The organism is Enterobacter sp. BNK-34, from assembly GCF_048684445.1.
In the GTDB taxonomy this organism is placed as follows: domain Bacteria; phylum Pseudomonadota; class Gammaproteobacteria; order Enterobacterales; family Enterobacteriaceae; genus Enterobacter; species Enterobacter pseudoroggenkampii.
The window spans coordinates 1-17,990 of sequence record NZ_JBLQUA010000002.1; the positions used below are offsets into that span (position 1 = coordinate 1).

24 protein-coding genes and 4 pseudogenes are annotated in these 17,990 nt (G+C 51.9%); 24 read left to right on the forward strand and 4 right to left on the reverse strand.

The window, feature by feature from the left end:
- Both ACMGG5_RS23770 and ACMGG5_RS23775 read right to left on the reverse strand, forming a co-directional pair.
- Positions 1-683, reverse strand: a 683-nt coding sequence (locus ACMGG5_RS23770; protein ID WP_420278636.1) for a DMT family transporter, incomplete at its 3' end; no start/stop codon positions are given.
- Positions 683-1,270 (reverse strand): TetR/AcrR family transcriptional regulator, encoded by a 588-nt coding sequence (locus ACMGG5_RS23775; protein WP_119916886.1) that lies wholly within the window; start codon positions 1,268-1,270, stop codon positions 683-685. The genes ACMGG5_RS23770 and ACMGG5_RS23775, both read right to left, overlap by 1 nt.
- 356 nt (positions 1,271-1,626) lie before the next feature.
- On the opposite strand from ACMGG5_RS23775, the gene ACMGG5_RS23780 reads away from it, so the two are divergent.
- The 11 genes and pseudogenes from ACMGG5_RS23780 (at position 1,627) to ACMGG5_RS23830 (ending at position 7,898) form a co-directional block, all read left to right on the forward strand.
- Positions 1,627-1,893: a DUF1778 domain-containing protein gene (locus tag ACMGG5_RS23780; RefSeq protein WP_039025113.1), complete on the forward strand. Its 267-nt coding sequence runs from the start codon at positions 1,627-1,629 to the stop codon at positions 1,891-1,893.
- Complete coding sequence (locus tag ACMGG5_RS23785; protein ID WP_039025114.1) at positions 1,881-2,366, forward strand: GNAT family N-acetyltransferase; 486 nt, start codon at positions 1,881-1,883, stop codon at positions 2,364-2,366. The genes ACMGG5_RS23780 and ACMGG5_RS23785 overlap by 13 nt, the downstream gene beginning before the upstream one ends.
- A 282-nt stretch (positions 2,367-2,648) precedes the next feature.
- Positions 2,649-2,801: pseudogene (locus ACMGG5_RS23790) on the forward strand (DUF5431 family protein); the annotation flags it as partial.
- Positions 2,746-2,868, forward strand: coding sequence for a type I toxin-antitoxin system Hok family toxin (locus tag ACMGG5_RS23795; protein WP_223256846.1), 123 nt, complete (start codon positions 2,746-2,748; stop codon positions 2,866-2,868). The pseudogene ACMGG5_RS23790 and the gene ACMGG5_RS23795, both read left to right, overlap by 56 nt.
- 874 nt (positions 2,869-3,742) lie before the next feature.
- Complete coding sequence (locus ACMGG5_RS23800; RefSeq protein ID WP_032641243.1) at positions 3,743-4,057, forward strand: hypothetical protein; 315 nt, start codon at positions 3,743-3,745, stop codon at positions 4,055-4,057.
- Between the two features lie 60 nt (positions 4,058-4,117).
- Complete coding sequence (locus ACMGG5_RS23805) at positions 4,118-4,579, forward strand: DUF1419 domain-containing protein (RefSeq protein WP_252063808.1); 462 nt, start codon at positions 4,118-4,120, stop codon at positions 4,577-4,579.
- An 87-nt stretch (positions 4,580-4,666) separates the two neighbouring features.
- Entirely contained in the window at positions 4,667-4,867 is a 201-nt protein-coding gene (locus ACMGG5_RS23810; protein ID WP_031494497.1) for a hypothetical protein, read from the forward strand.
- Positions 4,868-4,907: 40 nt separating this feature from the next.
- On the forward strand, positions 4,908-5,699 hold the full coding sequence (locus ACMGG5_RS23815) for an N-6 DNA methylase (RefSeq protein WP_164961891.1): 792 nt from the start codon (positions 4,908-4,910) through the stop codon (positions 5,697-5,699).
- Between the two features lie 43 nt (positions 5,700-5,742).
- Positions 5,743-6,078 (forward strand): hypothetical protein, encoded by a 336-nt coding sequence (locus ACMGG5_RS23820; protein ID WP_164961890.1) that lies wholly within the window; start codon positions 5,743-5,745, stop codon positions 6,076-6,078.
- A gap of 688 nt (positions 6,079-6,766) precedes the next feature.
- Entirely contained in the window at positions 6,767-7,060 is a 294-nt protein-coding gene (locus tag ACMGG5_RS23825; protein WP_164961889.1) for a hypothetical protein, read from the forward strand.
- A 16-nt stretch (positions 7,061-7,076) separates the two neighbouring features.
- Positions 7,077-7,898 (forward strand): DUF932 domain-containing protein, encoded by an 822-nt coding sequence (locus ACMGG5_RS23830; RefSeq protein ID WP_164961888.1) that lies wholly within the window; start codon positions 7,077-7,079, stop codon positions 7,896-7,898.
- Between the two features lie 28 nt (positions 7,899-7,926).
- On the opposite strand, the gene ACMGG5_RS23835 is transcribed toward ACMGG5_RS23830, so the two are convergent.
- Positions 7,927-8,466: a lytic transglycosylase domain-containing protein gene (locus tag ACMGG5_RS23835; RefSeq protein ID WP_164961887.1), complete on the reverse strand. Its 540-nt coding sequence runs from the start codon at positions 8,464-8,466 to the stop codon at positions 7,927-7,929.
- Between the two features lie 573 nt (positions 8,467-9,039).
- Between ACMGG5_RS23835 and ACMGG5_RS23840 the strand changes: the two genes are divergently transcribed.
- The gene (locus ACMGG5_RS23840; RefSeq protein ID WP_252063805.1) at positions 9,040-9,435 is read left to right on the forward strand and encodes a conjugal transfer protein; all 396 of its coding nucleotides are present in this window, start codon (positions 9,040-9,042) and stop codon (positions 9,433-9,435) included.
- Between the two features lie 32 nt (positions 9,436-9,467).
- Here the strand turns inward: ACMGG5_RS23840 and ACMGG5_RS23845 are convergent, their stop codons facing one another.
- Positions 9,468-10,109 (reverse strand): Arc family DNA-binding protein, encoded by a 642-nt coding sequence (locus tag ACMGG5_RS23845; RefSeq protein WP_110915536.1) that lies wholly within the window; start codon positions 10,107-10,109, stop codon positions 9,468-9,470.
- Between the two features lie 195 nt (positions 10,110-10,304).
- Between ACMGG5_RS23845 and ACMGG5_RS23850 the strand changes: the two genes are divergently transcribed.
- The 12 genes and pseudogenes from ACMGG5_RS23850 (at position 10,305) to ACMGG5_RS23905 (ending at position 17,896) form a co-directional block, all read left to right on the forward strand.
- On the forward strand, positions 10,305-10,658 hold the full coding sequence (locus ACMGG5_RS23850; RefSeq protein ID WP_107112185.1) for a type IV conjugative transfer system pilin TraA: 354 nt from the start codon (positions 10,305-10,307) through the stop codon (positions 10,656-10,658).
- 3 nt (positions 10,659-10,661) lie between these two features.
- Positions 10,662-10,964: a type IV conjugative transfer system protein TraL gene (gene traL / locus ACMGG5_RS23855; RefSeq protein ID WP_015572087.1), complete on the forward strand. Its 303-nt coding sequence runs from the start codon at positions 10,662-10,664 to the stop codon at positions 10,962-10,964.
- Between the two features lie 5 nt (positions 10,965-10,969).
- Positions 10,970-11,551 carry a TraE/TraK family type IV conjugative transfer system protein gene (locus ACMGG5_RS23860; protein ID WP_045332716.1) on the forward strand — a complete coding sequence of 194 codons (582 nt, stop codon included), beginning with the start codon at positions 10,970-10,972 and terminating at the stop codon, positions 11,549-11,551.
- Between the two features lie 11 nt (positions 11,552-11,562).
- Positions 11,563-11,892 (forward strand): annotated as a pseudogene (locus ACMGG5_RS23865) (TraK domain-containing protein); the annotation flags it as partial.
- Positions 11,893-13,107: pseudogene (locus tag ACMGG5_RS23870) on the forward strand (conjugative transfer relaxase/helicase TraI domain-containing protein); the annotation flags it as partial.
- 28 nt (positions 13,108-13,135) lie between these two features.
- Entirely contained in the window at positions 13,136-13,963 is an 828-nt protein-coding gene (locus ACMGG5_RS23875) for a DsbA family protein (protein ID WP_233396695.1), read from the forward strand.
- Positions 13,964-14,038: 75 nt separating this feature from the next.
- A complete protein-coding gene (locus tag ACMGG5_RS23880; protein WP_233396696.1) occupies positions 14,039-14,266 on the forward strand; it encodes a type II toxin-antitoxin system Phd/YefM family antitoxin in 228 nt (75 codons plus the stop codon).
- 26 nt (positions 14,267-14,292) lie between these two features.
- Positions 14,293-14,628, forward strand: coding sequence for a type II toxin-antitoxin system RelE/ParE family toxin (locus tag ACMGG5_RS23885; protein ID WP_233396697.1), 336 nt, complete (start codon positions 14,293-14,295; stop codon positions 14,626-14,628).
- Between the two features lie 13 nt (positions 14,629-14,641).
- Positions 14,642-14,800, forward strand: a pseudogene (locus ACMGG5_RS23890) (type II toxin-antitoxin system YafO family toxin); the annotation flags it as partial.
- Positions 14,801-14,963: 163 nt separating this feature from the next.
- Positions 14,964-16,136 (forward strand): IS21 family transposase, encoded by a 1,173-nt coding sequence (gene istA, locus ACMGG5_RS23895; protein WP_233396699.1) that lies wholly within the window; start codon positions 14,964-14,966, stop codon positions 16,134-16,136.
- On the forward strand, positions 16,136-16,933 hold the full coding sequence (gene istB / locus ACMGG5_RS23900) for an IS21-like element helper ATPase IstB (RefSeq protein WP_233396739.1): 798 nt from the start codon (positions 16,136-16,138) through the stop codon (positions 16,931-16,933). Before istA ends, istB begins: the two co-directional genes overlap by 1 nt.
- A 426-nt stretch (positions 16,934-17,359) precedes the next feature.
- The gene (locus ACMGG5_RS23905; protein ID WP_420278637.1) at positions 17,360-17,896 is read left to right on the forward strand and encodes a fimbrial protein; all 537 of its coding nucleotides are present in this window, start codon (positions 17,360-17,362) and stop codon (positions 17,894-17,896) included.
- The last annotated feature ends 94 nt before the right edge of the window (positions 17,897-17,990 follow it).

Below are 17,990 nucleotides of genomic sequence, written 5' to 3' on the forward strand. Positions count from 1 at the left end.
AGCGCCATATAAATACCGACGGCGGCGTTGTTCCATGCCATCAGGAGCGGTGCTCCCGTCATCAGCAGTACAGGCAAAAGCAGAATACCGCCTGCACCAAATGTGACGCCCATCGCGGCCCGGGAAGCCACCCCGGCCTGCATTAACCGTCGCGCTGACCACGAGTAAAAGGCATAGGTGAAGCCGGCTAGCAGGCCCAGAAAAACCCCCGTCGTAGCATGGTCATTTGCGGTACTGTTTTCGCTGCTTTCTGCCAGGCAGAGCAGAACCATGCCCGCAACGCCAACGCCCGCTCCGCACATCCACCGCTTGGTCAGTCGGAGACCGTCAAGGCGGCATTCAATCAGGGCAGATAGGATTGGTGCAGAGCCGATGGTAATAACCGTGCCAACCGTAACACCGGCGTAACGCATTGAGGCATAAAAAGCGAGAGGGTAAACCGCCACCGCCACTGCTCCGGTCAGCAGGAAATGCCAGTTCCGAGTTATCAGAACGCGCTGGCGGATGATGGGAGCTGCAGCGATAAGCCCCTGTAGCAGGCCACCAATACCCATAGCGACCGCCCCTACGGCCAGTGGGCTGAGCCCGGGGGCATAAGTCGCAGCTGTGCCGGTCGTTCCCCAGAGAATAGCTGCGATAAGCACACCCGCCCTGCCGCCAAGGCGTGTTTCCGAAGAAAGCATCAGTACGCCTCCATCATCTGCTCGGCAATGTTGCCGGCCTGCGTCACGCAGTCACTATTACCTTCAAGTCCGGCCCGTGAAATGCTTCCTTCCAGCAGGAAGGCAAAATGTCTTGCCATACTGCGTGCGCTTTCAGCCTTTCCGTTCATCAGCTCAGTCAGATGCGCAGCCAGGATCGCTTCCACTTCCTCTTTGTGCTCCCGAACGGCCTGACGGCCCGGTGCCCCGGCGGGAAGTTCTGCCGCCGCGTTCAGCAGGCCGCAGCCGCGAAAACCGTTCTCATAGGCATATTCAGCATGGTCTTCATAAGCAGAGAAAACGGCCATTACCCGCTCTCTGGGCGTCATGGCAGCTTCCAGCCTGTTTTTATATAAAGAAAGCCATTCTTCATGGCGAACCCTGAGATAGGCCGCCACCAGTTCGTCTTTGGATGCAAAGTTGTTGTACAGGCTTTTTTTAGCAACGCCGGCTCGTTTCACAATGGCATCAATCCCCGTGCCATTAATGCCATGATTGTAAAAAAGGACGCGTGCAGCACTGAGCAATTTTTCGTAGGCGGTTTCAGAACCTGCAGATAAAGATGTCATGATCAGCCTCTTTCGGTCATTTGTAGGTAGACCAGTCTACCTACAAAATAGGCTGAAGCAACAAAAGTCTGCATTTATCACAGGCTTTGTGACCCTAAATAAGCTGGTCTGGCGAACAGAATCCGGTAAATAAGGCAATTATATATGCCGCGTCAGCAGCAAAGTGGCCCCAGCCAGCATTACATATCATCAGGAAGCTAACATCCGGCATGTTTAGATACGCGAATAAATGTCCGCTTCTGGCACAAAGCGGAAATCAGTATTTAAAAAATGAAAACCACAACTTGATGTATAGCGTTTGCTATACGTGATGGTTATGCTATTCTTGTAAAGTAAATGCTATACAGGGGTGTCTCATGAAATCAGATGTTCAACTTAACCTTAGAGCCAAGGAATCGCAGCGGGCGCTTATTGATGCAGCTGCGGAAATCCTTCACAAGTCACGTACAGATTTCATTCTGGAAATGGCCTGTCAGGCTGCCGAGAATGTGATCCTCGACCGCCGTGTATTTAACTTTAACGATGAGCAATATGCGGAGTTCATCGATATGCTTGATGCACCCGTTACAGATGATCCCGTTATCGAGAAACTGCTGGCAAGGAAACCTCAGTGGGACGTGTAACAGCACCAGAACCTCTGTCAGCTTTTCATCAGGTGGCTGAGTTCGTCAGCGGTGAGGCTGTGCTCGATGACTGGTTAAAGCAGAAGGGCCTTAAAAACCAGGCTCTCGGAGCGGCCAGAACGTTTGTAGTGTGTAAGAAAGACACAAAGCAAGTATCCGGTTTTTACTCTCTGGCCACCGGGAGCGTCAACCATACAGAAGCGACAGGCAATCTTCGGCGTAACATGCCAGATCCCATCCCTGTCATCATACTTGCCCGTCTTGCAGTCGATCTCTCTTTTCGCGGAAAAGGGCTTGGCGCTGATTTACTTCATGATGCAGTGCTTCGTTGCTATCGGGTTGCCGAGAATATTGGTGTACGTGCAATTATGGTTCACGCACTCACTGAAGAAGCTAAAAATTTCTACATTCACCATGGTTTCAAACCATCACAAACTCAGCAACGGACATTATTTCTTAAACTCCCTCAATAAACGCGAAGACTATTACGCTCAAACCGATACGAGCGAGAATCGGATGGCGCGTCTAATGTTAATTCAGTAGAAATGCTTCACGAAAGAAGATGACGAACGGTTATTGATGAGACTGTAAGGCGTAAGGAAGGAAGCGGTGGGATGGATAATCCGACTGTGGAAAATGTTATTGAGTTATAGCCATAAACAAAAAAGAGCCCATATATTAAATGGACTCTTTCTCTGATGCCTCGGTTAATCTGTCCAACTTATTGGGGTCAGTACACCCACGAGGCCCGCTGTATGTCTAGTCAACACCAGTATGGCCTCTTACCGTGCAATTTGCAAGGAGGAGTAAACCATGAAACTGCCGCGAAACGCCCTTATCTGGTGCGTATTAATCGTGTGTATAACGCTTTTGATATTCACGTGCCTGACCCGGAACCGCTTATGCGAACTCCGGCTAAAGGACGGGGACAGGGAGGTCGCGGCAAGCCTGGCTTACGAATCCAACGGTAAGTAGCAACCTGGAGGCGGGGGAAACCCCGCCTTTTCAGGAGCTGAGTTGGCCTGATATGCCTGAAGCGCCTTTATGAAGGGGTTGCCGGTTCGCTGGCAGCCCCTTTTTCCTTCCTGACGCGACCGCACGCCTGAACTTCCGGGAAGGGCTGTTCCCCTGCGGGGAACGGGGGAAGGGGGACGCGCCTTCGGCGCTGCCCCTCTGCTCCCTCCGCCTTGTCCACATTCCTGTCTTTCCTGCCTGATTTTGCTGAAGTCAGCGCGCCATGAGTTACCTGCCTGTACCTGGCTTCAGCCTGGTTTTCTCTGTGTTCTTCATCCCGGGCGTCATATCCGGCGTCCTGCTGGTTAACTTTCTCAGCTGCAGCTCAGTGGCCATAACCCGAAAACAGGGCAGGGCGATGGCCCCCTTCGGCTCCCGGCCAGCGCTGCTGCCCGGTCGTCGAGCCCCACTCCGCCAGGGCGGCCGCTGCGCACCCGCCGGGCTCCGCCGAACCCCTCCGGGTTTCGGGCTGACGCTAGGGTCTGATGGCTAAGGTCAAGGGCTGCGGCTTCTCCGGCCGTGCCGTCCGGAACGCCTTCACCGCGCCGGCTGATGCCGTCGCTTTAAGGTCGCCACGCCGTTCCGACGTGTCGGGTGTGTGCATCCTGTTCCCCCGGTGAAGCCATCTCCCGTGCGTCCTCACGCGGAGGGCTTGTCGTAGCACCGTCGGGTCGTCATCCAAGGGGTGAAATGCACTCCGCCAAAAGTTTTTGCGTGCCGCAAAAACTTTTGTCTCCGCCCCTTTCCTTCCTCCCTTCGCCGTTGCTCCTTTGCCCTTTGCCGCGAGAGAACTCACCAGGGAGATGGACAACCATCACCACAGGAGAAAACCAGGATGCACACACGAAACGTCAACGTCAAAACCGCCGCTCCCGAATCTTCCAGGAAGATAGGGGGAAAAACCGTGTCGTACACGATCCTCGTCGCTGAGACGAAAAAAAACTCTGAGGAGGAATCGGACGTTCTGGAGTTCAGCAGCCTTGCAGAGCTGAAGAAACTGCGCAGACGCTGCCCCGAAACAATGCGCTGCACCTATTTCTACGCCCTCAGCAGCGGCGTCGATAAACAGTTCCGCCATATCCATGTGGCTGAAGCTGACCACTTCAAACAGTTTGTGCGCCTGATCGAGCGCGAAGGTATCGACATTTAAATCCGATTCACCCCGTGCGGCAGCCGCCGCACGGAACCTCATCAGACAGGAGCCAGAAACATGAGCGTTAACACCCCGACCGCTGCACCAATGGCCTTTTTTGTTCCGTCTCATAACGCCGTTTATGACTGCGCAACACAACTGGACGGGCAGTGGGTGACTCAGCGTGAAGCGAAAACGCTTGAATCCCTTCGCCGTCTCTATCCGGATGCGGAGCTGATCCCCGCGACTCTGGTACAGGAAAAGCAGAATGACGGCTATCGCCGTCCCTGGGCGGAAATCACCGAGGCCCGGTATATCGACCAGCTGGAAACACTGCCGCCAGTGGACTGGTGCAGGGGGTTTGGCGGGGAGTCGTTCAAATCAATGGAGTTTACGGGCGGGGATGTGACCGCAATTTTTGTCCGCTACGGCGCGCGTTTCTTTGAGTGCCATGACCTGCACACCCGCCATCACCGTGAGCTGATTGGCGACGTGATCGCATGTTTCTGTCTCGATGCGCCGCTGAATTCCGCGCATTAAAAAAGCAGGGTTGCCCCTGCTTTCTCAACGCCGGGTAGCCGCTGGAACGGTGAACCGGCAATCACAACCAAAGTAAGGAGATTGATCGTGAAATTTGACCCGCAAACTGTCGCACAGGCGAAGGCATTTGTAAATGCCCTCCGCGCCGGAAAACGCGCACGCGTCCCCGCGCTGCGCTTCTCACAGTGGCAGCCGTTCCTGTCCGTGGTAAATGCCGAAACGGGCTACGCCGCCGATGCTGACTGTGGTCTGGCTGTCAGCGTCTACCCGGCGCTTGGACTGGCTTAACAGGAGACGGCCGCCCGCGGGCGGCCGGTAAGGAGAAACCATGTCACAACTGAGTTTTGAATCCCTGTTCCTGTCTGACCAGGCAGAGGCGCTGCCGCGGGCTTCTGCTCCTGCCCTAATGTTGTCGCCAGCTGAGGCGCGTAGAGAGTTCGCCAGTGTCTTCCGTCAGACTGCGAAACATATGCGCCGTTCCGAAGTGTTCCGCGACTTTATCCAGCTTGCTGCCAGCCAGCTGGATGTGGCTCGGCTGCGCACGCCAGAGGGTATGGAAAGTAACTATCTGATCTGCAAACGTTATGAACCGTCCGATTTAGACGCCATGAACCAGCTGTTCTGCCTGTTGGTGGAGGGACTGGCGGGTGAAACTCATGATTTCCTCGGCGCGCTGTATATGGAGCAGGAGCTGGGCGCGGATGAAATGGGGCAGTATTTCTCTCCGTCCTCCATCTCCCGCCTGATGGCCGGACTACTCATGCCCGGCGCTCAGGAGACGATAAAGCGTGAGGGTTGGATGACACTCGATGAGCCTGCCTGTGGTAGCGCCGGTATGGTCATTGCCTTTGCATACTGGATGACTGACGCGGGATATAACCCGTCAGAACAGCTGTATGCCACCTGCACAGATATCGATCCGATGGTGGCTGATATGGCCTTTATCCAGCTGTCACTGCTGGGTATCCCTGCGAAAGTCGTGACCGGTAATACGCTGACCCTGAAAGCAAATCGCGTGCGTTATACCCCCGTTTATTACTTCAATGACTGGAAGGGACGTCTGGAGTTCCGCAGCCGTTTCGAAGCTATGAAAAACTTTCTGGCCACCGTGGCCGCCTGACTGACAGAGCGGTAGGGCAGACCTGCCGCAGGGAGAGAGAAAAATGATGAGCAACACACTGAACGCTGTTCCGGCCACCGTGCTGGAGACGATGGCAGAACGCCTGCAAGGCCAGGCTGAACCGATAAAAATCCGCAGCAACGATGATCACGCCGCGCTGGCTGCAGATGTGCTCTGGAAATTTGCCCGTAAAACCGGGCTGAACAGGGAAAGCGAAAGCGTGCAAACTGTCATCACGGATTTTCTGGCGAATCTGCTGCACCTGTGCGAACAGTGCGATCCGGACGGGGCGGGTATCGACGGATTTAATGCCCTGCTGAATATGGCCATGATGCACTATGAGCAGGAAAACGGAGGTGACAGCGGAGAACCGATCTGATCGGAAATCCTGGCCCCGGTGCATATCATCGGGGCAACCGCATAAACCCTCTTTCCCCTTCGGGGAAACGGGGAGGGCGAAAGCGCCTCCGGCGCTCCTGCCTTTCCCCGTTGCTGTGCTTCTCTCCTTACATGCGATCATAACCGGCGTCCTGCTGGTTAACTTTCTCAGCTGCAGCTCCGTTATGGCCATAACCCAAAAACAGGACAGGGAGATGGCCCCCTTCGGCTCCCGGCCAGCGCTGCTGTCCGGTCGTCGAGCCCCACTCCGCCAGGGCGGCTGCTGTGCACCCGCCAGGCTCCGCCGAACCCCTTCGGGTTTCGGGCTGACGCTAGGGTCTGATGGCGAAGGTCAAAGGCTGCGGCTTCTCCGGCCGTGCCGTCCGGAACGCCTTCACCGCGCCGGCTGATGCCGTCGCTTTAATGTCGCCACGCCGTTCCGACGAGTCGGGTGTGTGCATCCTGTTCATCCGGTGAGGCCATCCCCCATGCGTCCTCACGCGGAGGGCTGGTCGTAGCACCGTCGGGTCGTCATCCGAAGGGTGAAATGCACTCCGCCAAAACTTTTTGCGGGGCGCAAAAACTTTTGTCTCCGCCCTTCTTCTGCCGCCCCGCCGTAGCTACTTGGCCCTTGCCGCGAGAGTACCAGCCTGGGAGATGGACAACCACCACCAGAGGAGAAAAGCAGAATGAACACACAGAACGTCAACGTCAAAACCGCCGGAGAGGAAACCGCCAGAAGATGTGATTCAAACCTCACAATGTCCCAGTTCACGGATCTGTTTTGCTGGGTCCTGGCAGCATCGGAAGGGGAGCCACAACCGGCAATTTTTACGCCGCCAGTGAATGCCACTGAGCTGACGTTAATTAATGACGAATGCCCGGATTATATCTCTGTCTGGGTTGTAGATGGTCGCCCTGTGGCAACTGCAATGCCGCTGGATAATTTTCACCGCGTTATTTCTTCATCTTTAACTAAATAATCAGGAGTAAATAAAAATGGTCAGTTTCGCAAGCCGCTATCGTATGCCTACCTCGATCCGCAAAGACCGTCCGCTGACGAATGATGAATTACAGCTCATCGTTCCGAGCGCGTTCTCATCGGATAAACACGATTCACGCTCTGAACGTTATACGTATATCCCGACCATTAACATTCTTGATCGCTTACGTGATGAAGGTTTTCAGCCATATTATGCAACTCAGTCACGTACACGTGAACAGGATAAACGCGACTTTACAAAGCATATGCTTCGCCTGCGCCGTCATGACCAGATTAACGGAAAAGAAGTATCGGAAATTATTCTGCTGAATAGCCATGATGGTTCAAGCAGCTATAAAATGATCCCCGGTATGTTCCGTCAGGTTTGCAGTAATGGTCTGGTTGCATGGAAGGATTTTGGTGAAATACGTGTGCCCCACAAAGGGGATATTGTCGGGCAGGTTATAGAAGGCGCTTACACGGTGCTGAAAACATTTGACGCGGTTGATGAAAATATTGACCTCATGAAAAGCATTCAGCTCACTTTGCCTGAGCAGCGTCTTTTTGGTGCGACCGCCCTGGAACTTAAGTACGATGGAAAACCAGCGCCGATTACGCCGGAGCAAATTATTAACCCCCGCCGGGTACTCGACAGAGGCCAGGATTTATGGACCACGTTTAACGTGGTGCAGGAAAATGTGATCCGTGGGGGGATTCGTGGCAGAACGCAAAAAGGGAAGTTGACCAGAACGCGGGAAGTCACCGGAATTGATGGTGACATCAAATTAAATCAGGTTCTATGGAAAATGGCTGAGGAGTTTGCAAAACTGAAGGCCTGAAAATTAAGCCGCTCAACAGAGCGGCTTTTTACTGTCCGCTATGTAACGAGGCCGTATCCGCAATTTTAATCTCATGCTCCTTTCCCGCAGCTGGCGCCAGACGTTCAGAAAGTAACTTTTTTCTTGCCAGCAATATACGATATATATTTTTGATATCCAGAGCATAGGCCTTGCGCTTCGCGATGAGCTTTTTGCTCGGCCCAGTATTATACATCCCTACGCTGTCCCAGTTTTTTCCGTATGACTTGAAGTTGTGCGCCAGTACCCATGCCCCCGTATAAACGCAGATGCATGGATCATTCAACAGGCGCTCACGGGTAATATTGAAGTTTTTAAGTTTACCGTAATGAGAGCTGTTTACCTGCATACCGCAGACATCTTCTGTCCCATTCCTGTTTGATCCATTTATCGCATCCGGTACCAGATGGCTCTCTTTAATCGAAATTGACATAAGCAGCAGTGGATCAATTTGATAATCTTTCCCGGCCTGATCAAAGCACATTTGTGGAGCTGCGCCAGCAGACATGGAAAGGGTCAGTAATGCCGCAGGCAGTATCGATATTTTCATGGTTTGGCCTTTTAACGAAATACACGAACTCTGGAGAGTAGCCTTAAAAAATACCCCGGCGGATCGTCGTAATCAAGTTAATTCACTACAAACGCGCGTGAGCGCTTTCCTGCGGGGATTTAACACCTGTCCGAAATAAACATGTCAGAGCAGTAGACGGTATTTACATGCCGCCCTTTACTAACCCTTTAAAACATCACACCCCACGCAAGACTTCGTCTTGCAGATTTTTCTTTTAATTTCAGTTGGATGCCCGTAAGAATTTTGCGCGTTGTTGGATTAAGACCGTTAAATGTCGCACATACCGACACTACACTATCGTATAATCCTGATACCTGTTAGTGTCGGTATGTCACACATGTATCGTACAATTGTAGATATGCTTTAATTCCATTGAATTATATATCGCACAGTGTCACACTGTCGCACATCCTGGTGCTGGATTGTACTACTGTATAGAGCGTAAATTCACAGCAGTATCAATCCATTGCACTTTTGCGCAGCAATCTGATAATCCACCAACAGGCTATATGTAGTGTCGGTTCCGACACTAACTTAAAACAGGTAAGAAATATGGGAAGAGTCGGCATCTACCTTAAAGATAAAATTGAACGCGAAGTTCGTGATATCGTTCAACAAGACCTGCAAAACGGCGCTAATGCTGGAGAAGCAAACATATCAGCTACCTGCAACGAATTAATCAGGCTTGGACTTCTTGTTTATAAGCGCGATGGCGAGGATGGCAAACAGTTTGATATTGAAGGATATCGCAGAGACCTCATAAGAAAAGCAGCCGGCTCACGTGAAGGCACAGTTCTCATTGCAACACTACTCGCTGAAATGTATTTAAAAATGACAGGAAAAGACGGCGAGGGCAGCCTGGAAGATACGCTCGATATGATTATTAGCGGCATAAATACAGCCGAGAACGAAGCGGAAGCAAGGCACTTCATCAACGAAAAGGAATAAATCTGCGAGCCGGAAACCCCGGCTCACATCGATCACTGAGACGATTTTTCATCCCAGGGGAGGTCACCTTTTTCCACCTCTCTTATTTTTTCCTTCAGGAAAACTTCAAACTCCATACAGAGAACTTTAAGTGCCTGAGCATCCTCGTTCTGGTCAAGCAACCTTTCCGTAAAATAACCCAGCGTATTCATCAGGCGGGTGAGCATTTCGTCATTCAGACTACGGTTATGCACCTTCGCCATTGCCCTGATTTCATCAGCAAGATTCTCGGGAATACGCATGCTATATCCGGTTGTTTTCCCCGGAAGCAAAATCCGCTCACCCTCACGCCACATCCACAATTGTTCCTGCTTGAGTGGGGTTTTAACTTCAGCCACAACTTCAGCGGATTCACTATCAAGTAATTTTCCAAGCCACTCCTCGAATCTTACCGCTAGCGCTATGAGCCGCTCACCCTCCGCAGTTTTAATGACTGGCTTACCCGGCTGATAATTTAGCGACAATAAAAGCCTGGCAATAATTTCCTCATTCACACTCCTGTTGCCAGCTCTGGCACATATTCTCAGCTCCATAAGCAAATTATCCGGAGCACGCAATCGCCACTCCACCGCTTCACCTGGCTGGAACTTACGCGGACGGCCGCGACCATCCCACATTTTCTCTTTAACTTTCATAGCTATAGATCCCGGAGGCCATTTCCGAACTTACTGGTCAACAAAGCCTACTCACTTACATATTCGGATAAATCTGAATGATTCCAAAAAGTGTGACATGAGTCACAGTTTTTTTTTTTAGGGTCATGGGACAATTGCGCCCGCGTAAACAAGCACTTACGCGATTCACTTTTGTTTACTTCGGAGAAAACAAACATGTTAACCAAAGGCAGTGCCCTTAACGTCGGTAAGGGATGGGCGGTAGCGTCTTTATTCCGCAAAGCACGCGAAAATCGCAAAGCTAAATTTTACTTAAAGTCAGCAGGCGCTTTTTTAATTGCACTTATGGTCACTCACCCGGCATTCGCTGGCGGCACCGACCTTCTTTCCTCACAGAACACCACGGTTAATTCCACCTTCGGTTCTGGCTCTTCATTGATTAAATGGTTTTACATTGCCGAAATCATCATGGGCCTGTTTATTTACATCAAGGCCCGCTCACCGTTGGTATTCGTCGGTATCGTAATGGCAATCATCTTTACCCGTGTAGCCTTCGGCATCGCGAGTTAAACGATGAGCGGGGAGGAGGATAAATACAACTTCCCGGAAACAATGAACCAGCAGGACCGCTATTTAGGTTTGCCAATTGATGAGTTAATTGTTACCGCACCCCTTATTGTTCTGGGGGTGCTTAACAACCTGTCAGTTGAACTTGGCGTTATAGCGGGAATCCTCTGGTTCATCGTCAGATATCTGAAAAAAGGGCAGGGGTCGTACTGGTTACTTAATTTCTGTTACTGGCATCTGCCATCACTTTTATTCAAAGTAACCTTTCGCCAGATACCTGATTCTAGTTTCCGGCACTGGAGGGCATAGTTTTCATGAAACTGAATATTAAAGGAGAGCGCGATAAACAACTCCGCTATGCGTTTATTGGTCTTTCAGCTTTAACTTTACTTATGGGGGCCGGTAACGTACTGACAGGTTCGCTTGCATGGTATTTTGCCACCACCCAGAAAACCATTACCACACCATTAACATTTAATCGCCCCTTCGCATCAGATTCAAAAGGTGTCGATGCCCCAGGCCTGACACAATTCGCCGCCTCCTTTATTTACTGGCGACTGAACGTCACCCCGGAAAACATCGACACCAACCAGAAAATGATTCTTGGATTCGTCCCTTCCGACGAACGGGACGAACTCAAGAAAGCTCTGGACATTGAAGCTGAACGCATCAGGAAAGCGGGCATTTCCACCCAGTTCGACACGAAAGAAATTCGCGTCATGGATGATGGCTCCGTGCAGTACAGCGGGGTTCTGAAGTCCTCCACCACTAACGGCGTAATCATCACGCCAATGAAAGACCAGGAAAAAACCTACCGCCTGAAACTGAGTTATGAGAACGGTGTGATTAACCTCCACAGCTTCGAAGAACTCCAGCCGGTATCCACCACCAACTGACAGGACTGCCCATGAAATTTCGTATTTCACCGGCAGCTGCTGCTGTGTTTCTGGCAGCGGGATTATTTAACAGCGGCCTCCGGGCCGCTTCCGCACCCGCAGCCATTCCGTTTGAGAACGACGCCGCCTTTAACGTCACTCTCAGCAACACCAACCCGAGCAAGGTTGTTGTCGACGGAGAACTCATTACCAGCATCAGCGGACCAACCGGTGCCTATGACCAGAGCCAGACCGACGACGGAGCACTTATTCTGTCTCCACTTGTCAGCCAGAACTTCACGCTGTTTATTCAGACCGACCGCGGCTCATCCCTGAGCCTTAACATCAGGCCACAGCCGGGTATCCGCCTGAAGGGCGAGAACGGTCGCGTCACTATCAATCCGGAGAATGTCCGGTCGCAGCAGCATATTGACTACGGCTGGGCCGTCACCGGGTACGGTGCCCAGGGGGCCAGTACCGATTACGTCATTGCGCTTGAGGGCACGGAAGGCGGGCGTAAGGCGCTTGCCACACGTCGTGCCTTCTACATCTCGGCCTCGCGCGTGAAGGAGCATGTCCAGATTTATACCGACGGGAAAGCAGACTGGGTTAAGGCGATAAAAACGCCGGAGCATGATATCAAAACGGCGCACGATGCGCTGGCACCTGAAACGCAGCGGAAACAGGCGAAAGCCATCTGGGCGATGGGGCAGCCGGTGAATAAAACGGCCATTGGCCGCGCCTGGGTGCGTCATCAGGGCATGCAGGACGCGTCACTTACGGCAAAAATCATCCCGGCCACCCGGCGCTTTCCCGAACCGGCGCTGGCGCTGCCGGTGTATGACAACAATGGCAGGAGTGCGGGCCTGGCCCTGGTCTCCCTGGTCGCCAGTCCGGAAGGGCGGATGACGCAGGGCGACACCCGTATGGTGATGACAGAGCGTGCCCGTGGTGCGGTACTGCAGCGGAGCCAGTCCGGTAACACGATTGTGGTCAGCGACCTGACGGCTGCGCTCGATGCCGTGCGTAATCATCCGAAGGACGGCGTGGTCTGGCAGACCGGCGATGAACCCCCTTCAGCATGGCTGCTTAAGGTGAGCGGCGGGACACAACAGGACGTCTCACCGGGTACTGTCTCCACGCTGACGGACGGGCAGAGCGTACAGCAGCTGCGCGAGCAGATGCTGGCAGAGCAGATTCGCAATGAAGAAGCCGGGCGGAGCAGACAGCCGGAACCGTTGCCGGCAGACGTTCCGCAGGAAGAAGTGATCAGACTGAAACCGGAAGAAATTAATCCGCGTAAACCGGAACAACTCAACCCGGATGCGGATGTGATCGCCAGGGTGAGAGGTGAGGAAAACACCGATGGACAGGAAATGAAAGCCGCGGCAGGTGTCAGGAGTGAGCTGGAAGGTGCTGACAAGGCATCCGGTGAACTGTCGCGGGCATCGCGTGTGATTGCAGATCTGGCAAACGCTGAGCGCGACATGCTCAGGGCTGCAGAAAATACTGAACGCGGCCGCATGCCGGAGCGTGAAGAACAGACCCTCACCCGTACCATTCAGAAAGAACGTTAATCCCCCTTTTAACAATGAGAATCAGGCAATGAAAAGACATAAATTAACGGCATTAATAGTTACAACATACATAAGCTCTGGATTAACTGCACACGCCTCGGCACCTCAGCCGGTATTCAGTCCGGAACAGGAGGCCCGTATCGGAGAAATCGCTGCCGACTATCTGGTGTCCCACCCGGAGATTCTGGTGACGGTCAGTCATAAGCTGCAGGAACAGCAGGAGGTACGTAAGCAGAAAATGTTTGCACTCAGCGTGATGGAGAATCAGGCGAACCTTCTGCATGATCCGGACACCCCGGCTTACGGGCCTGAAAATGCAAAAGTCGCGGTGATTGAATTCTTTGATTACCAGTGCGTGTTCTGCAACCGCTTCGCGCCGGAGCTGGAGAAAGTTATGAAAGCGCAGCCGGACGTCCGCTACCTCTTTAAGGAGTGGCCAATTTTTGCTGGTCGCTGGGAAGCCTCACTTCAGGCAGCGCAGCAGGGGCTGACGGTCTGGCAAAAGAAAGGGCCGCAGGCCTATGTCACCTATCACAATGCCATCTACGCCACCGGCCATAATGAAGGCAAACTGACGGCGCAGGATATTCACGGGGCAGCGTCAAAGGCGGGACTGGCCGCCCCGGCTCCTGGCGACCATACCGCGTCCCTTGAGAAAAACAGTAACCTGGCAGAGGCGCTGGGACTCACCGGAACGCCGGGGAGCATCGTCATGCCCGTTAGCGGAGCGAATCGGGACAACATCACGGTTTTCCCGGAAGCCGTTAACGCTGACAGACTCCAGGCCGCTATCCGGGAAATGACCAACAGAGATCAGGCCTGCTGTCGTAGTCTTCTGGCGGGAACAGCCATCTAGTCACAGTCGTTCGGAATTGCAACAAAACTAAATTTAGACTATATTAAGTTCTGATTTAACGACAGGGCCTCCACTATGAAAGTTGAAACAATATCTTTCGTAAAAAAGAACGCAGCATCCTTGGATCTTTCTGAACCTATTCTGGTTACCCAAAACGGTGTACCTGCTTATGTTATTGAGTCATATGACCAGCAACAGGAACGGGAAAATGCCATAGCACTTCTTAAACTTTTGACGCTATCTGAACAGGATAAAGCTCAAGGGAGAGTGCTCACCAGAAAACAGTTGCTTGAAGGATTGTAAGGACGCTTTCTGCTTAAGGCACAAAAATGGAAAAAAACGTCGTTAAAATTGAATATACCGAAACAGTGAGAACCTGTCTGTCTGAGATCACATCTCACCTGAGACAGACAGAAATAGACCCAGGGCCTGTTCTGGCTGAAATACTGGATCAATACGAGAATCGCGTAAGCATCTACCCCTACGGATGTCAAAGTTCTCCGGAACTACTTAAAATAGGCGTCTCGAAATACCGTGAGTGTAATACAGCAAACGGTTATCGTGTTTTGTATAGCGTAGAGGATTCAGTCGTCACGACACACGCGATTCTTGCGCAACGACAGGACATAAAGCAACTCTTGTTCAGACGTCTTATCAAGGCCTGAGAATTACAACCGTAATTCAGATTATTACCTCATTTACACAGAACATATGTGGGACAGCGGTCGCTTTCTGCTGACAGGGCTGATTACACCGGCTCATGAACGTATGCCTGCGAGAGATATCCGGTTCCTCAGCAACTTCTCTGAAATTGATGAAAATTTTCATACCTCATGAACAGCCCCATCAGGCCCGACAGAACGCAGGATGACCGGCCAGCTCCACTGTACAGGAAGTTATGTTAGCGCCAATGATATAAGACGGTAATTCACCATTTGAATTGTCCGCTCCACCCAACATGTTGTTTCCTTGAGGTTCTCACACCAGAAAGGACATCTACATGCTGAGCAGAGAGGACTTTTACATGATAAAACAAATGCGTAAGCAGGGTGCGTACATTATCGACATTGCAACTCAGGTGGGTTGCTCTGAACGCACCGTCAGACGGTATCTTAAATACCCTGAGCCACCGGCCAGAAAGACGCGCCATAAAATGGCCAAACTGAAGCCGTTTATGGATTATATCGATACGCGTCTGGCCGAAAATGTCTGGAATGGCGAGGTCATCCTCGCAGAAATCAAAGCGATGGGTTACACCGGTGGTCGCTCCATGCTGCGCTATTACATCCAGCCCAAACGCAAAATGCGCCCGTCGAAGAAAACGGTCCGCTTCGAAACCCAGCCCGGTTACCAGCTGCAGCACGACTGGGGCGAAGTTGAGGTGGAGGTCGCCGGGCAGCGATGCAAAGTTAACTTCGCGGTTAATACGCTGGGGTTCTCCCGTCGCTTCCATGTCTTCGCCGCGCCAAAGCAGGATGCTGAACACACCTATGAGTCGCTGGTTCGCGCCTTCCGCCACTTCGGTGGCAGTGTGAAAACAGTGCTGGTTGATAACCAGAAAGCGGCGGTGCTGAAAAATAACAACGGGAAAGTGGTGTTCAACTCCGGGTTCCTGTTGCTGGCCGACCACTATGACTTCCTGCCGCGTGCCTGCCGTCCGCGCAGGGCCAGAACCAAAGGTAAGGTGGAGCGGATGGTGAAATATCTCAAGGAGAACTTCTTCGTCCGCTATCGCAGGTTCGACAGCTTCGCTCATGTTAACCAGCAACTGGAGCAATGGATGGCTGATGTGGCTGACAAACGGGCGCTTCGCCAGTTCAGACAGACCCCGGAACAGCGCTTCGCGCTCGAGCAGGAACATCTGCAGCCGTTGCCTGATACGGACTTCGATACCAGCTACTTCGACATCCGCCATGTGTCCTGGGACAGTTATATCGAGGTTGGCGGCAATCGCTACAGCGTTCCCGAAACGCTGTGTGGTCAGCCGGTCTCGATACGCATATCGCTGGATGATGAGTTGCGGATCTACAGTAATGAGCAGCAGGTGGCATCGCACCGGCTCTGTTCAGCATCATCTGGCTGGCAAACGGTGCCGGAACATCATGCCCCGCTCTGGCAGCAGGTCAGCATGGTGGAGCATCGTCCACTGAGTGCGTATGAGGAGCTGCTGTGATGCATGAACTTGAAGCGCTGCTGAGTCGCCTGAAAATGGAACATCTGAGCTATCACGTTGAAAGCCTGCTGGAGCAGGCAGCTAAAAAAGAGCTGAACTACCGGGAGTTCCTGTGTATGGCGCTGCAGCAGGAATGGAACGGCAGGCATCAGCGCGGAATGGAGTCCCGTCTGAAACAGGCCCGGCTGCCGTGGGTCAACACGCTGGAGCAGTTCGACTTCAGCTTCCAGCCAGGTATCGATCGTAAGGTCGTCAGGGAGCTGGCCGGTCTGGCGTTCGTGGAGCGCTGCGAGAATGTAATCCTGCTGGGGCCTCCCGGAGTGGGGAAAACCCACCTGGCCGTAGCCCTCGGCGTGAAAGCTGCGGATGCAGGTCACCGGGTGTTGTTCATGCCACTCGACAGGCTGGTAGCGACCCTGATGAAAGCGAAGCAGGAAAACCGGCTGGAGCGTCAACTACAACAGCTGAGCTATGCGCGGGTGTTGATCCTGGATGAAATAGGCTACCTGCCGATGAACAGAGAGGAAGCCAGCCTGTTCTTCCGCCTGCTGAACAGACGGTATGAAAAAGCGAGCATAATCCTGACATCAAACAAAGGCTTCGCAGACTGGGGAGAGATGTTCGGCGATAACGTACTGGCAACGGCGATCCTGGATCGGTTGCTGCACCACTCAACCACAGTGAATATAAAAGGAGAAAGTTACCGGTTGAAGGAAAAACGCAAAGCCGGAGTGCTGGCCAAAAACGCAACGCCAGTCAGTGATGATGAAATGGCGGAAAGCGGACAACAGAAGTGATCAAATAGCGGACATTAAAAATGGCGAAAAACGGTCATAAATCTTGGCGTTGACAGTTACGGCCCGGCACTATTCACGTTATTGTTCTGAGTGATATTACTGTGCTGTTCCAGCAGCATTCGGACAGCCCGCTCACGTAACGCTGGTGGGTAACGGTTTGCTCGTTTGGATGTCATTTCGGATCTTCTTTCACTGAGAGTTTAGTCTCCCGAAAACCCGGTACGGTTCAGAACACTTACAACTACGGTGAAATTATCAGGGTAAACGGATGGAACAATCAATATGTTAATAGATTGTAATGGTTGCATGGTTTTTTCGCACGATGCGGACATTTTTAAACTCTTCGTAATACTATCTTTTCTAATTAGGCAAGGAAATCTGGAATTGGTTCAGATCCTATAAATAGCAAATAAGGTTTGAAAATAAATGAAGCTCTCTGCATTATGTCTTTCGCTTGGTTTTACTGCTGTAATGATGTCTGGCAGCGCCTTGGCTATAAACCAAGGAGGGAAAGTAACCTTCACCGGAAATATTACTAATTCGGCCTGTTCCATTTCTCCGGAATCATCAGATCAAACTGTTGATCTAGGGCAGATATCTATTAAAGATCTGACCGATGGCGATAAAACAACAAAACCGCGTGATTTTGATATTACACTAGAAAATTGTGTGCTGGATGAAAGTACCGCAAATACAGTGACCGTCACGTTCGGGGGGGCGTCCTCAGAATTTGAGCCGGGCATTTTAGGGGTTAGTGGTACGGCAAGTGGTGTTGGCGTAGCTATCGCAGAGCAAAATAGTAGCTCTGGTTTTCTTCCTCTGAATACTCCAAGTAAAGCAATGGATATTATGAATGGAAGTAATACTATGCATTTCTCAGCTTATCTCATGGGGAATGAAGATGCTACGCCAACCGAGGGTGATTTTACTGCTGTCGCTAATTTTATTTTAACTTACCAGTAAGTAGCTTTATCCTTACGAGCAGGAGTACTTGTCACACCTGTTCGTAAGGATATTTATGGGTGAATCAAATAATCAACGATTGAAAATTAAAGAT

Coding starts and splice junctions, on each gene's coding strand:
- ACMGG5_RS23830 (WP_164961888.1), top strand. CDS start 7,077: ATGGTCAGTTTCGCAAGCCGCTATCGTATGCCTACCTCGATCCGCAAA.
- ACMGG5_RS23860 (WP_045332716.1), top strand. CDS start 10,970: ATGAAACTGAATATTAAAGGAGAGCGCGATAAACAACTCCGCTATGCG.
- ACMGG5_RS23905 (WP_420278637.1), top strand. CDS start 17,360: ATGAAGCTCTCTGCATTATGTCTTTCGCTTGGTTTTACTGCTGTAATG.
- ACMGG5_RS23875 (WP_233396695.1), top strand. CDS start 13,136: ATGAAAAGACATAAATTAACGGCATTAATAGTTACAACATACATAAGC.
- ACMGG5_RS23880 (WP_233396696.1), top strand. CDS start 14,039: ATGAAAGTTGAAACAATATCTTTCGTAAAAAAGAACGCAGCATCCTTG.
- ACMGG5_RS23815 (WP_164961891.1), top strand. CDS start 4,908: ATGTCACAACTGAGTTTTGAATCCCTGTTCCTGTCTGACCAGGCAGAG.
- traL (WP_015572087.1), top strand. CDS start 10,662: ATGAGCGGGGAGGAGGATAAATACAACTTCCCGGAAACAATGAACCAG.
- ACMGG5_RS23820 (WP_164961890.1), top strand. CDS start 5,743: ATGATGAGCAACACACTGAACGCTGTTCCGGCCACCGTGCTGGAGACG.
- ACMGG5_RS23775 (WP_119916886.1), bottom strand. CDS start 1,270: ATGACATCTTTATCTGCAGGTTCTGAAACCGCCTACGAAAAATTGCTC.
- ACMGG5_RS23825 (WP_164961889.1), top strand. CDS start 6,767: ATGAACACACAGAACGTCAACGTCAAAACCGCCGGAGAGGAAACCGCC.
- istB (WP_233396739.1), top strand. CDS start 16,136: ATGCATGAACTTGAAGCGCTGCTGAGTCGCCTGAAAATGGAACATCTG.
- ACMGG5_RS23780 (WP_039025113.1), top strand. CDS start 1,627: ATGAAATCAGATGTTCAACTTAACCTTAGAGCCAAGGAATCGCAGCGG.
- ACMGG5_RS23885 (WP_233396697.1), top strand. CDS start 14,293: ATGGAAAAAAACGTCGTTAAAATTGAATATACCGAAACAGTGAGAACC.
- ACMGG5_RS23805 (WP_252063808.1), top strand. CDS start 4,118: ATGAGCGTTAACACCCCGACCGCTGCACCAATGGCCTTTTTTGTTCCG.
- ACMGG5_RS23850 (WP_107112185.1), top strand. CDS start 10,305: ATGTTAACCAAAGGCAGTGCCCTTAACGTCGGTAAGGGATGGGCGGTA.
- istA (WP_233396699.1), top strand. CDS start 14,964: ATGCTGAGCAGAGAGGACTTTTACATGATAAAACAAATGCGTAAGCAG.
- ACMGG5_RS23800 (WP_032641243.1), top strand. CDS start 3,743: ATGCACACACGAAACGTCAACGTCAAAACCGCCGCTCCCGAATCTTCC.
- ACMGG5_RS23840 (WP_252063805.1), top strand. CDS start 9,040: ATGGGAAGAGTCGGCATCTACCTTAAAGATAAAATTGAACGCGAAGTT.
- ACMGG5_RS23835 (WP_164961887.1), bottom strand. CDS start 8,466: ATGAAAATATCGATACTGCCTGCGGCATTACTGACCCTTTCCATGTCT.
- ACMGG5_RS23845 (WP_110915536.1), bottom strand. CDS start 10,109: ATGAAAGTTAAAGAGAAAATGTGGGATGGTCGCGGCCGTCCGCGTAAG.